Source organism: Kribbella sp. NPDC004536, from assembly GCF_042873835.1.
GTDB lineage: Bacteria > Actinomycetota > Actinomycetes > Propionibacteriales > Kribbellaceae > Kribbella.
Genome location: NZ_JBIALY010000001.1, coordinates 2098113 through 2110633, shown reverse-complemented (window position 1 = coordinate 2110633; position 12521 = coordinate 2098113). Strand labels below are relative to the sequence as shown.

13 protein-coding genes are annotated in these 12521 nt (G+C 67.0%); 3 read left to right on the top strand and 10 right to left on the bottom strand.

What is annotated here, in order from left to right; all coding sequences use genetic code 11:
* Positions 1-259 precede the first annotated feature (259 nt).
* Complete coding sequence (locus tag ACFYRU_RS10500) at positions 260-682, bottom strand: nuclear transport factor 2 family protein (RefSeq protein WP_387655685.1); 423 nt, start codon at positions 680-682, stop codon at positions 260-262.
* A 97-nt stretch (positions 683-779) separates the two neighbouring features.
* Here ACFYRU_RS10500 and ACFYRU_RS10495 point away from each other — a divergent pair, with 97 nt between their 5' ends.
* Entirely contained in the window at positions 780-1283 is a 504-nt protein-coding gene (locus ACFYRU_RS10495; protein WP_387655682.1) for a MarR family winged helix-turn-helix transcriptional regulator, read from the top strand.
* Here the strand turns inward: ACFYRU_RS10495 and ACFYRU_RS10490 are convergent.
* The 9 genes from ACFYRU_RS10490 to ACFYRU_RS10450 all read right to left on the bottom strand — a co-directional run bounded on the left by ACFYRU_RS10490 (position 1267) and on the right by ACFYRU_RS10450 (position 8465).
* Positions 1267-2415, bottom strand: a complete 1149-nt coding sequence (locus tag ACFYRU_RS10490) for a M20 family metallopeptidase (RefSeq protein ID WP_387658080.1) — start codon at positions 2413-2415, stop codon at positions 1267-1269. The genes ACFYRU_RS10495 and ACFYRU_RS10490 overlap by 17 nt on opposite strands.
* A gap of 117 nt (positions 2416-2532) precedes the next feature.
* Positions 2533-3366, bottom strand: a complete 834-nt coding sequence (locus ACFYRU_RS10485; RefSeq protein WP_387655679.1) for a hypothetical protein — start codon at positions 3364-3366, stop codon at positions 2533-2535.
* Between the two features lie 204 nt (positions 3367-3570).
* Entirely contained in the window at positions 3571-4017 is a 447-nt protein-coding gene (locus ACFYRU_RS10480; protein ID WP_387655677.1) for a hypothetical protein, read from the bottom strand.
* A 47-nt stretch (positions 4018-4064) separates the two neighbouring features.
* Positions 4065-5057 (bottom strand): hypothetical protein, encoded by a 993-nt coding sequence (locus ACFYRU_RS10475; RefSeq protein WP_387655674.1) that lies wholly within the window; start codon positions 5055-5057, stop codon positions 4065-4067.
* Positions 5054-5272 carry a hypothetical protein gene (locus ACFYRU_RS10470; RefSeq protein ID WP_387655671.1) on the bottom strand — a complete coding sequence of 73 codons (219 nt, stop codon included), beginning with the start codon at positions 5270-5272 and terminating at the stop codon, positions 5054-5056. Before ACFYRU_RS10470 ends, ACFYRU_RS10475 begins: the two co-directional genes overlap by 4 nt.
* Positions 5273-5358: 86 nt before the next feature.
* Positions 5359-6189, bottom strand: a complete 831-nt coding sequence (locus ACFYRU_RS10465; RefSeq protein ID WP_387655668.1) for a DUF72 domain-containing protein — start codon at positions 6187-6189, stop codon at positions 5359-5361.
* A gap of 2 nt (positions 6190-6191) precedes the next feature.
* A complete protein-coding gene (locus ACFYRU_RS10460; RefSeq protein WP_387655665.1) occupies positions 6192-6734 on the bottom strand; it encodes a GNAT family N-acetyltransferase in 543 nt (180 codons plus the stop codon).
* Between the two features lie 70 nt (positions 6735-6804).
* Positions 6805-7884 (bottom strand): inositol-3-phosphate synthase, encoded by a 1080-nt coding sequence (locus ACFYRU_RS10455; RefSeq protein WP_387655662.1) that lies wholly within the window; start codon positions 7882-7884, stop codon positions 6805-6807.
* On the bottom strand, positions 7881-8465 hold the full coding sequence (locus tag ACFYRU_RS10450; RefSeq protein ID WP_141856527.1) for a PadR family transcriptional regulator: 585 nt from the start codon (positions 8463-8465) through the stop codon (positions 7881-7883). Before ACFYRU_RS10450 ends, ACFYRU_RS10455 begins: the two co-directional genes overlap by 4 nt.
* A 203-nt stretch (positions 8466-8668) precedes the next feature.
* On the opposite strand from ACFYRU_RS10450, the gene ACFYRU_RS10445 reads away from it, so the two are divergent.
* Positions 8669-10150, top strand: a complete 1482-nt coding sequence (locus ACFYRU_RS10445) for a short-chain fatty acid transporter (protein ID WP_387655659.1) — start codon at positions 8669-8671, stop codon at positions 10148-10150.
* Between the two features lie 126 nt (positions 10151-10276).
* Complete coding sequence (locus tag ACFYRU_RS10440) at positions 10277-12511, top strand: transglycosylase domain-containing protein (protein ID WP_387655657.1); 2235 nt, start codon at positions 10277-10279, stop codon at positions 12509-12511.
* The last annotated feature ends 10 nt before the right edge of the window (positions 12512-12521 follow it).

Below are 12521 nucleotides of genomic sequence, written 5' to 3'. Positions count from 1 at the left end.
CTCGCCACCGGCTACTCGACCTACGGCGCCCCTCGACACCGGCTACTCGACCTACGGCGCCACCTCGACGTCGGCTGGTTGACTGCGGCGCCACCTCGACATCGGCTGGTCGACTACGGCGCCACCTCCACACCGGCTGCTCGACCTAGGGCAGCCGGGGCGCGTACATGCTCGGCGTCTCCTGAGCCCACCCGCTGGTCGGTCCCACCGGGCCGACCAGCTCAAACTCAGCGTTCTGGCGAACGGCTGGTGCGGGCGTTTAGATAGCGCGTGCGAGTGGGGCGGTGAGTGCGAGCGGGGCGACCTCCAGTCGGTCGAAGCGCCAGCCGCTGGGGGTGCGTCGTGCCGTGTAGTGATGGACGGCAGCCGCGATCTCCTCGGTCATGTCGTGGCGGACGAGTACCGCGACGTCGTTGGCTCGGACGACCGCGGTGTCGCCGTCGACCGTGATGACCAGGTTGGACTTGTTGTGCAGCGTCCGCGCGTAGGTGTCGTGCCCCTTGCGGGCGATCTGGATGAGCGCCTCGATCCCGGTCGCCTCACCCCGCAGCGACTTGACGACGACGTCGTCGGTGAACAACTGGTCGGACTCGTCGTACCGCAGCTCGTCCAGCCACAGGCTGTGGCGTGCCACGAGCTCGGCCAACTCACTGCGGTCGGCGAGTTCACGAAGATCAGTCATGACGGACTCCTGAAAAATCGTTAGAAGGACTAATGTTGGCGCCGCCAATCAATGTAGATCGTTAGTCCGACTAACGCAAGCGGCGTACGCTGTCCCCATGCCGACCCCACCTCCAAGGCGACCGGACCCGGACGACGACCTGCGGTTCGACCACGGCGACCAGACGCCCGAGCGCCTCAAGGCGCAGCTGTCCCGGCTGGTCGGCATGACCGCAGCGCAGACCCAGCGCATCTCCGCCGACGCCCTCCGCGCGATCGGCGCGCACAAGGACCACTTCGTCGTACTGGCCGCGCTCGAGGAGTTCGGCCCCGCCAGCCAGGCCGCGGTCGCCGGCCGCGCCCGCGTCTACAAGAGCGACCTGGTCGCAGTGCTCAACACTCTGTCGGACGACGGCCTGATCAGCCGCGCTCCCGATCCCGCCGACAAGCGCCGCAACACCATCACCATCACCCCGGCAGGCCGCGCCCGCCTAGCCGAACTCGACGCAGTACTCGCCGAGGTCAACAACCACATCACCGCGCCGCTGACTCCGGCGGAGCGCGCGCAACTCTTCGCCCTCCTGAACCGGATCAACACCCACCTCGCTACCCCTGCGGAATGAGATGGTGCGCCGCCAGTTCGGCCAAGGCGGCAGCGTTGTCCGCGAGTACGGCGTCGTCGAAGCGAACGATGCTGGAGTGATTGGACGGTGCCTCCGCCGCGGAGACGTCGTCGGGGCGAGCGCCGACCATCGAGAACGTGCCCGGCACCTTCCGCAGCACCATCGAGAAGTCCTCCGCGCCCATCAACGGATTCTCCAACCGCTGCACCCGCTCCCCGCCGACCAGGCTGGTCAGCACCGCGGCGGTCTCCGCCGTACGCCCGGCATCGTTCACCGTCACCGGGTACTGCGGGTCGAGCCGCGCATCCACCGTGCACCCGTGCGCCGCCGCGATCCGTTCCGCGAGCGCGGGCAGGTCGCGCGTCAGCTGCTCGAGCTTGGCGTCGGACAGCGTACGTACGGTCGCGCCGAGCCGGGCCGTGTTCGGGATGACGTTGATCGCGACGCCGGCCTCGAGCTGCGTCACCGTGACCACCACCGGATCGAACACGTCGACCCGCCGCGTCACGTACGCCTGCAACGCGAGCACGATCTCCGCGACCACCGGCACCGGGTCGGTCGTTGTCGACGGCATCGATCCGTGGCCGCCCTTGCCGTGCACGGTGATGTGCAGCTGGTTCGAACTCGCCATCATCGTCCCCGGCCGTACCTGGAAGATCCCCTTGGCAGCCTGCGCCCAGACATGCAACGCGTACGCAGCGATCGGCTTGTCGCCGGTCGCTTCCAGCAAGCCTTCACGCAGCATGTACCCGGCACCGCCGAGCCCTTCCTCGCCGGGCTGGAACATGAAGATCACGTTCCCGTGCAGCTCCTCGCGATGCGTACTCAACAACCGAGCCGCGCCCACGAGCCCCGCGGTGTGCAGGTCGTGGCCGCAGGCATGCATGTTCCCGTTCTCGGCGGTGTACTCGAGTCCCGTCTCCTCGACGACCGGCAACGCATCCATGTCACCCCGCAACAACACGGTCGGCCCCGGCGCCGCACCCCGCAACACCGCCACCACAGACGTCACCTCACGCCCGGTGCTGACCTCCAACGGCAGCCCCGCCAGCGCATCCATCACCACCTGCTGAGTCCGCGGCAACACCAACCCAACCTCAGGCTCCCGATGCAACACCCGCCGCAACTCCACCAACCCACCCAGAATCCCCGCGCCCTCAGCAACAAACCCCACAACCAACCTCCAGTCCGATCCACCTCAACCTGCCGCCAACGTACCCACACAACGACCGCCGACCGCAGTTCCAGGTCACTCTCGGGAAGTCGCCGCAGGGCCCGATGATCGGCGGCGATCGGTGGGGGTGATGTTCCGGGATTGTGCTTGGGTCTGTTCTCCGCTGTCGGTGTGCATGCCCGTTGACGTTTTCCCGCCGTGCAGCGTTCGCCCTGGTGCCGTCGTCGCACCGAGACCGGCGTCCAGCGCGCGGCGCAGGTCCTGGTTCCCGGACCACCGCTCGGCGATCTTCTGGATCTCCTCACCGGCCCTCTCGACCGCGTTCACGCCGGCCATGCCGGACATCGCGACGTCTTCTTCATCCTTTGGGTCGTACTTCTGGATCAGGGCGAACGGCCTGTGCATCGCCTGCGCGATGCGACGGACGGCGTCTGCCTTCGCAGTCCCGGGAACGAGTTGGCTCAGGTGCTCCGTGTACAGGAGTTCTGCGGCGACCGAGAACTTCTCTGCGGTATTCACGACTGCCATCCGGTGCAGGACCTCGTCGGGGTCCATGCCGACATCCTCGCCTACAGTCGCACAGAACGAGTCGACGGCAGGCATGTAGGCCTGATAGGCGTCGTAGGCCTGCGCCTCCTTGATGCCGGGAACGATCTGTTCGATGTCGAGAGCGTCGATGAAGTTGTTGAGCTCGTTCCGCGTCGCTCGCTCGGTGACACCCTCCTCGAGAACCCTGTGAGCCTGACCTTCGTACTCATCGAGTGGAAACGCCAAGGACGTGCCTTGGCGGGCCAGCAGGTGGATGTTTTCGTGAAATACCGTGCGTAGAGCCTCGCGGTACCTGTCGAGAGCGGCGCGGTACTCCTCCGGCGTCTCGCCGTCGCGCTGCCCGTCGACGCGATCGAACATGTCCAGCAGTGGCTCGACGTCATCTACCGGGTGGTACCGGATGGCGCCTTCCCAGGTGATCCCGGCAGTTGCCTCGCCAGTGCGCGGGAGTACTTCGTACCGCTTGTTCCAGCACGACTGGTCCGCACGCATCACCGCTACAGCGAGGTCCGCCTGGACCCGCATGAGTTCGGCGAGGCTCGAAACCATCTGTGGTATTCCCTGCTACTCCGTGCGTCCTCGGTATCCGGGATGGGTGGGGTCGTTGTGGATGCGGATGGTTTCAATGTCCAGGGCGAGGGGTTCGTTGAGGTGGCGGACGCGGCTGGCTTCGGCGCCTTCCAGCGAGTCGGCGATCCGGCTGATCTCGGTCATGGCAGTCTCGAGCAGCTGGATGCGTTCGTCAGGAGTGCCCTTGCTCAGGAAGGCCTGCGACTGGACTCGGATCGCGGCGGCCATCTCGTCGGACATCGGCGGGGCCTTGTAGCTCAGTGCGCGTTCGATCGACTTCAGACTCCGCTCGGCACGCTCGCGATCTGCCGCAGGCTCCACCGTAGGGACCATGGTCCGCAACCGGTCGACCTCGATCCACGCGTTCTCCTTCGTGATCGCCCGCTCCATCACCGCCTCGCTCAGCCGCTTCTCCGCTGCCTTGTATGCCGCGTAGTCCATGGGTCTCAGTATCGCGTGCGGATCGGCCCTGACGGGGTAGTGGATTGTCAGGCGGTGCGTGTCAGGCCTCCTCGGGAGCCGGCTGGATGGTTGAGACGGGCGGGGGACTTGTGGGACGTCGGCGGCTGGGGAGATGGCGTCGGGAGCGCGAGGCCGGAGAGGGGCGCGACGCCGGAGAGGGCTGCGTGGTGGGCTTGGCGGGTGAGGTGGATCGGGTTGAAGGTGCAGGCGGATTCGGCGGTTCGGATCTCGTGATCCAGATGGGTCAGGAGGTTTTCGGCGGTCAGGCGGGACTTGGAGGCGGCCAGGTCGGGTGGGGCGAGTTCGTAGGTGTCGAGGTGGGAGAGGCCCGAGCGGAGGATGGACTCGAGGCGGGAGCGGGTGCCGGCTTCGGGTGGCTCCAGGGCGGGGAGCCGGGTGGAGTTGTAGACGAGGTCGACCAGGAGCGGGAACTGGCCGGCGGCGGTTTGGCGGTTCAGATCCTGCAGGACCTGACCACTCGATAGGTCGTTGCGGGCCTCCAGTTCGGCGGCGAGTTGCCGGACGGCGGGGACGAAGGCGGGGTAGTAGCCGCCGGAGCGGACCGTGCTGATGCCGGGGGCAACTTTGTCGATGCCGAGGCGGTCGATGTACTCGTCGAGGTGGTCCTGGGCCCAGGCTTCGGTGACGCCTTCCTCCAGTTGGCGGCTGCCGGGTTTGACGAAACCTTCGCGGGCGGCCTCCTGGGTGGCGTCGGACGGGCCGAGGAAGTGGGCGTGTTCGTGCAGCAGGGTGGCGAGGGACTCGCGGTACGCGAGCAGGGTCGGCGGCGGCTGGTCCTCGCCGGCGTGTTCGTACAGCTGGTGGATCGGGTCGAGGATCGCCTCGTTGTCCAGGTAGAGCGTGCCGTCCCAGTGCGCCAGGCCGAGGATCGCGCTCGACGTACCGACGACGCGCCCGTTCCAGGCGGACCGGTCGGCGCCGGCGAGCTCGCGGGCCGTCTCGCCGCTGACGGTCAGCAGTTCGCTGATGGATGTGGGGGCCTGCATGGTCGTGGTCACGGGCGCATCGCGGTCGCGAGCCGGACGAGGGAGTCGGCCGTACGTCGGTAGCGTGTCTGTTCGTCCGGATCTTGGGTGGTGGCGGCGAGGCGGTTGAGCTCGGCGACCAGCCAGTCGTTGCGGGCCTGCCGTTCGGCCTGCCGTTCGGCGTGCCGAGCGGTGTGGCTGTCGATGCGGGTGTCGGTGCGGGTCGTCGTACCGATCGAATGCTCCATGAGTTGTCCTCCCGAGTCGTGAAGTCGGCGGAGAACATACGGAGTTCGGTGCCGTTTCTACGGGGGACTTTTGGAACTGTGGATAACTAGAACAGCGTCGGTGGCTCGGACTCGACCGGCTCGGCGAGGGGAGCGAGGGCGGGTACGGCGGCGGCGACGGTCGCGTGGAAACGGCGGGCGAGGTTGAGCGCCTCGACGTTGTCCGGGGTGTGCAGGAAGATCGTCGGCGAGCGTCCTTCGGAGATCCAGTTGACGACCAGGTCGACGAGGTACGACCAGCCGTCGACTGTCTCGGCCACGGAGTCGCGGCCGATGTAACGCACGATCGGGTGACCGGTGAGCGCGCGGGTCCGGCGGGCGACGCGCGGCTTCTTCATCCACGCGTCCCGTTCGGCGAAGCTGGTCGGGCGGCGGGCGAACAGCGTGCCGGTGTCGAACGGGATCCACTCCGCCTGGGCTCGCGCGAGCACCCGCTCGAGGTTCGCGGCGGCGCCCGGGTCCTCGAAGAACGCGCGGTGCCGGACCTCCACGGCGTACCGATGTTCGCGAGGGGCGGTGTGCAGAAAGGCGGCCAGTGCGCCGAGATCCGTCGGAGAGAACGCAGCCGGAAGCTGGATCCAGACGGCATGGTTGCGCGGCCCGAGCGGCTCGATCGCTGTCAGGAATCCGCGGAGTTCGGCGTCGACGTTCGCGAGCCGCCGTTCATGCGTGATGACCTGCGGCAACTTCACCACGAACCGGAAGTCCGCCGGCGTCTGCGCCGCCCAGTTCTCGACCGCCGACCGGGAAGGCGTCGCATAAAAGGTCGTGTTGCTCTCAACCGCGTTGCACCACGATGCGTACGCCCGCAACTTCTCCCGCGACGGCTGCGGCCACGCGGCATGCGTCCACTGCGCGCATCCGACGTGCAACAGCATGCCTACAACTTTCGCACGTACTGCCGACAGACATGCACCCGCCCGAACCGCTCCCGCATCGCACCCTCAGCCGAGAGCGGCGCATGCATGAACGCGTTCACCACCCGGTCAACCCCTTCGGGCGCCTCGAAGCCGGTGGAGTCGTCCCGCCAGGACTTGTAGACATGGAGATACCGGAAGTTCCCGGTGAACCCGGAACGCTGGTACCACTCGTTGGCGGCCGCGTCCCCACGAGTCCATGCGTCGAGGACGTCGACCTGCAAGCGCGGGACAGCTGCTTCGAGCAGTCGGGTCGCCAGGCCGCGGCGCTGGTGGTCCGGGTGGATGGCCAGTACGTCGATCGTCGCGCGATCGGCGAAGAGTTCGACGTCCATCAGGCCGACCACGGTGTCGTTGTCGACGGCTACGAGTCGATGGGCGGGGTTCTCGAACGTCGGGCGGGTCACGACGACGTCGTCGTAGTACTCGGTGGGGAAGAAGCTGAGTAGGCGGCAGCGGAGCCAGCTGGTGGCGTCGGAGTCGCGGTAGGCGCGGATCTTGGTCATTCGGCGACATGATGGCACGCCGCCCCGGTACCCGGTGAGGGTGCGGGGCGGCGTGCTGGTCAGCGCGAGGTCAGCGGTCTACCTCGCCGCGGATGAACTTTTCGACGAGGTCGCGGCAGACGTCGTCGGCGTACTGCTCGGGCGGGGACTTCATGAAGTACGAGGACGCGGACAGGATCGGGCCGCCGATGCCGCGGTCCTTGGCGATCTTGGCGGCGCGGATGGCGTCGATGATGATGCCGGCCGAGTTGGGGGAGTCCCAGACCTCGAGCTTGTACTCCAGCGACAGCGGGACGTCGCCGAAGTTGCGGCCCTCGAGGCGGATGAAGGCCCACTTGCGGTCGTCCAGCCAGGCGACGTAGTCGGACGGGCCGATGTGCACGTTGCGGTCGTCGATCTCGTCGCGCAGCTGCGAGGTGACGGACTGGGTCTTGCTGATCTTCTTCGACTCCAGGCGCTCGCGCTCGAGCATGTTCTTGAAGTCCATGTTGCCGCCGACGTTCAGCTGGTACGTACGGTCCACGGTGACGCCGCGGTCCTCGAACAGCTTGGTCAGCACGCGGTGCGTGATGGTGGCACCGATCTGCGACTTGATGTCGTCGCCGACGATCGGCAGGCCGGCCGCGGTGAACTTGTCCGCCCACTCCTTGGTACCGGCGATGAACACCGGCAGCGCGTTCACGAACGCGACGCCCGCGTCGATCGCGCACTGCGCGTAGAACTTCGCGGCCTGCTCCGAACCCACCGGCAGGTAGCAGACGAGTACGTCGACCTGGGCCTCACGCAGCGCCGCGACGACGTCGACCGGCGACGCGTCCGACTCGGTGATGGTCTCCCGGTAGTACTTGCCGAGACCGTCCAGGGTGTGACCGCGCTGGACCGTGATGCCGGTCGGCGGTACGTCGCAGATCTTGATCGTGTTGTTCTCGCTGGCGCCGATGGCGTCGGCGAGGTCCAGGCCGACCTTCTTGCCGTCCACGTCGAACGCGGCCACGAACTCCACGTCGCGGACGTGGTAGTCACCGAACTGGACGTGCATCAGACCGGGGACGCGCTCTTCGGGCTTCGCGTCGCGGTAGTAGTGCACGCCCTGGACGAGCGAGCTTGCGCAGTTGCCGACGCCGACGATCGCTACGCGGATCGAGGTCATCTGGAATCTCCTTGGATAGGCGGATGGTGCTGGTCAGGGGGCCGTTGCTGCCGCCGCTCGCCGTCGATCAACTCGTTCAGCCAGCGGACCTCGCGCTCGGCCGACTCCAGGCCGTGCCGTTGCAGCTCGAGGGTGTAGGCGTCGACCCGCTCCGCCGTCCGGCTCATCGCCGCCCGGAAGTTGGCCAGCCGCTCCTCCATCCGGGCCTTGCGGCCCTCGAGGATGCGCAACCGGGTGGCCGGATCGGTCCGGCCGAAGAACGAGAAGCGGACGCCGAAGGTGTCGTCCTCCCACGCCGACGGACCGGCTTCGTGCATCGCGTGCGCGAAGTAGTCCTTGCCGTCGGCGGTGATCGTGTAGACGATCTTGGGCCGGCGACCCGACTCCGGCGTCCCGGGGTCGGCCGTGATCAGCCCGTTGCGGAGCATCGCCTTCAGGCACGGGTAGAGCGAACCGAACGACAGCACGCGTCCCCACCCGAACTGGGCGTTGACGCGCTTGCGGAGCTCGTAACCGTGCATCGGCGCTTCGTGCAGCAGACCGAGTACGGCGAGCTCCAGGACCCCACTGCGGTTTCCCATGAGCCACCTCCCTCGGTCCAGTTTGTCATGACCTGATGTATCGGTTCGATACATCGTGCTGCCACTGTATGCAGACCCGATGCCTGTGGACAACTCTTGACAAAGCGCACCTTTGTCACCTCAGTCTCCGAAACCTGTTACGTCAGGCGCCGAACTGCGTTAATCGAATGACACCCAGCGTCGTGGCCGGGGAGCGGAGGGTAATGTCCGACAGTCATGGGAAGCACGCCAGATCGGACGTCGAGGCCGAGGGCGTGCTCGCCCGGCTGGCCCTGAGGTTCACCGCGTTCACCGAGAAGTGGCTGCCGGACGCGTTCGGGTTCGTCCTGGTCGGTACGTTTGTGGTGCTGCTGTTCGGACTGGTCACGGGTGAGCCGCTGCTGAAGCGCCCCGACGACCCGGCCGCGACCAAGGGATTCGGACTGGTCGACGCGTGGGGCGTCGGGTTCTGGTCGCTGATCACGTTCACCCTGCAGATGGCGATGATCATCATCGGCGGGTACGCCGTCGCGACCAGCGGGCCGATCGCCCGGTTGATCACCCGGCTGGCGCGGATCCCGAAGAGCCCGCCGAGCGCCGTCGCGTTCGTCGCCGCGGTCGCGATGCTCGCGTCGTACCTGAACTGGGCGTTCAGCCTGATCTTCGCCGCGATCCTCGCGCGCGAGGTGGCGCGCAACGTACCGAGAGCGGACTACCGAGCGCTGGGGGCGATGGCGTTCCTCGGTCTCGGAACCGTGTGGGCGCAGGGCCTGTCGGGCTCGGCCGCGCTGCAGGTGGCGAGTGCGAGCAGCAGCCCGCCACCGGTGCAGGAGGTGATCAAGGCGGCCGGCCACACCAGCGGCCTGATCCCGTTGAGCGACACGATCTTCACCTGGCAGGCACTCGTCGCGACATTGATCGTGTACGTCGTGGGCGTCGGGATGGCGTGGTTCGTCGCACCGGGTGAGGGCAGCGCGCGGACCGCTGAGGACATCGGTATCGAACTCAAACCGCTGATCGGGCGCGGTTCGGCGTACAACGGTCAACGCCAGGAAGCGCGTAGGCCTGGTGACTGGCTGGAGCATTCACCGTTGTTCAGCCTGCTTGTCGTCGTGCTCGGTGCGGTCTACCTGGTGCGCTACCTCAGCGGGAAGAGCTTCTTCAACGCGCTGGACCTCAACACGGTCAACCTCGTGCTGTTCCTGCTCGCACTACTACTTCACTGGCGCCCGTGGCGGATGGCACGGGCGGTCCGCGACGGCGCACCGGCGGCGGCCGGCGTCCTGCTGCAGTTCCCCTTGTACGGCGGGATCTTCGGGATGATTGCCTATACCGGAATCTCGGCGCGCCTGGCCGGCTGGTTGGTGCACGCGAGCAACCAGTTCCTGTTCCCGCCACTGGTCGCGCTGTACTCGTGCATCCTCGGGATCTTCGTACCGAGCGGTGGCAGCAAGTGGGTGATCGAGGCGCCGTACGTACTGCAGGCCGCGAACGCTCTGCATGTCGACGCGGGCTGGATGGTCGTCGTGTACGACCTCGGTGAGGCGAGCGCCAACCTGCTGCAACCGTTCTGGATGTTGCCGACGCTCGCGATCCTCGGGCTGAAGGCGCGGGACATCATGGGCTACACGTTCACGATGTTCCTGGCCTGTTTCCCCGCCGCACTGATCGCCGTGACTTTGCTCGCACCGCACGTGACCAGGTAACCGTTTGCACCCCGGGCACCGGTGCGTCGGTGGGATTGCTAGCATCCTGAGCGGATTCGGGCCCGTTACCACACCCACCGTAGTCTGTGGGGCAATGACTTCCGCGAGATCGTCGAGGATTGCACTGTGAGTGAAGCTCGTAGAAAGGCCGCCCCGCCGCGCCGCCGCAAGAAACACTGGGCGCTCCGGGTTCTCGGCTGGCTCGCCGCGCTGTTCTTCGTCGGCGTGATCGGCGCGGTCGCTGCGTTCTTCATCATGTACCAGACCACGAAGATCCCGGACCCGAACAAGGAGTTCGCGACCAACACCACGACGGTCACGTACGCGGACCCCGCGCAGCCGCTCGGCAACTTCTTCGAGCAGAACCGGCACTCGGTGCCGTTGGCGCAGGTCCCGAAGTACGTCCAGGACTCCGTGATCGCGGCCGAGGACCGGACCTTCTGGACCAACCCCGGCATCTCGCCGCAGGGCATGGTGCGCGCGGCGTACAACATCGCGCGCGGCCAGCAGTTGCAGGGTGGCTCGACGATCACCCAGCAGTACGTGAAGGTCATGTACCTGACCCAGGAGCGGACGGTCTCGCGGAAGCTCCAGGAACTGTTCATCGCCACCAAGCTCGGCCGGCAGCAGGACAAGAGCCAGACGCTCGAGGGCTACCTCAACACCATCTACTTCGGTAAGGGTGCGTACGGCATCTCCGCCGCCGGCCAGGCGTATTTCCAGGTGCCGGACCCGCGGAAGCTGAGCGTCCCGCAGACGGCACTGCTGGCGACCGTGCTGAACAACCCGACGCTGTTCGACGTCGACGACACCGATCCGCGCACCAAGGCGCGGATCATCGAGCGGTACCGCTACGTGCTGGACGGCATGCAGCAGATGGGCACGATTACCGCCGCCAAGGAAGCGCAGTACGCCGCCAAACTGCCGGCGCTCAACCCGCCGAAGAAGACCAGCGGCCGTTACCAAGGCCCCAAGGGCTTCCTGCTGGACATGGCTCGCAAGGAGCTGTTGCAACGGGGCTTCACCGAGGACCAGATCAGCGGTGGCGGCCTGAAGGTCACGACCACGTTCAGCTACACCCAGCAGAAGAACATGATCGCCGCGGCGCAGAACGAGTTGCCGGACAAGCGGGACAACCTGCATGTCGGGATGGCGACGGTTCAGCCTGGGACCGGTGCGCTGCTGGCGATGTACGGCGGCCCGGACTATCTGAAGAGTCAGCTGAACTGGGCGACTGCGAAGGCCAGACCCGGATCCGGGTTCAAGCCGTTCGCGCTGGCCGCGGCGCTGCAGGACGGTAAGAGCCTCTACGACATCTTCCAAGGTGACAGCCCGATCAAGATCCAGGGGCAGAAGCTCGGCAACGAGTTCAACCGGGACTACGGCGACGTCACTCTGCTGAAGGCCACCGAGCAGTCGATCAACACCGCGTTCTACGACCTCGTCGACAACCAGATGCCCGACGGGCCGAACAAACTCGTGAACGCGGCCGAGGCGGCCGGCATCCCGAAGACCAAGGCTCTCGAGATCGGCCGGCACAACCCGTCGACCGTGCTCGGCCCGGACCCGTACGCGTCGGCGGTCGACATGGCTGAGGCGTACGCGACCTTCGCCGCCGACGGTATGTACGCGCCGCTGCACGTGATCAAGGAGGTCAAGGGCCCGGACGGCAAGGTGCTCTGGAGCGAGAAGAGCCTCGACAAGCAGAAGAAGCAGGCCTTCCCCCAGGACATCGCGCGGACGGTCAACTTCGCGCTGCAGGACGTCGTGACCGACGGCACCGGTACGGGTGCCCAGGACCTCGGCCGCCCGGTGGCCGGCAAGACCGGTACGGCCGGTGGTGTCGCCGTCGAGGACCGCGCCAAGGACAAGGCCTGCGGTGGCTGCATGGCGGGTTCCGCGACCCTGACCTCGTGGTGGACCGGTTACACCCCGCAACTCTCGACCGCGGTGGTGTACCGCGCCGGCAAGACCGGTGAGAGCAACCTCGACCCGTATTCCGACGACAAGGCGTTCTTCGGTGGCAACTGGCCGCTGAAGACCTGGCTCGCGTTCATGAAGCCGGCCCTCGACGGCGTCCCGGAAGCCGACTTCCCGGAAGCGAGCCAGGACCAGATCAAGGACACGACCACTCCGACGTTCACGCCGACGCCGACCGCGCCGACGAACACGCCGAGTACGCCTCCGCCGAGCACTCCGCCGCCGAGTACGCCCCCGCCCAGCACTCCGCCGCCGAACACCCCGACCGGCAAGCCGACCAAGACCAAGCCGACGGCGCCGACGACCACTCCGGTGATCCCGACGCTGCCGACCGGTGGCCCGTCGAAACCGACCGGCACGCCTCGAACACCCGGGGCCTGAGAGCAGTCAC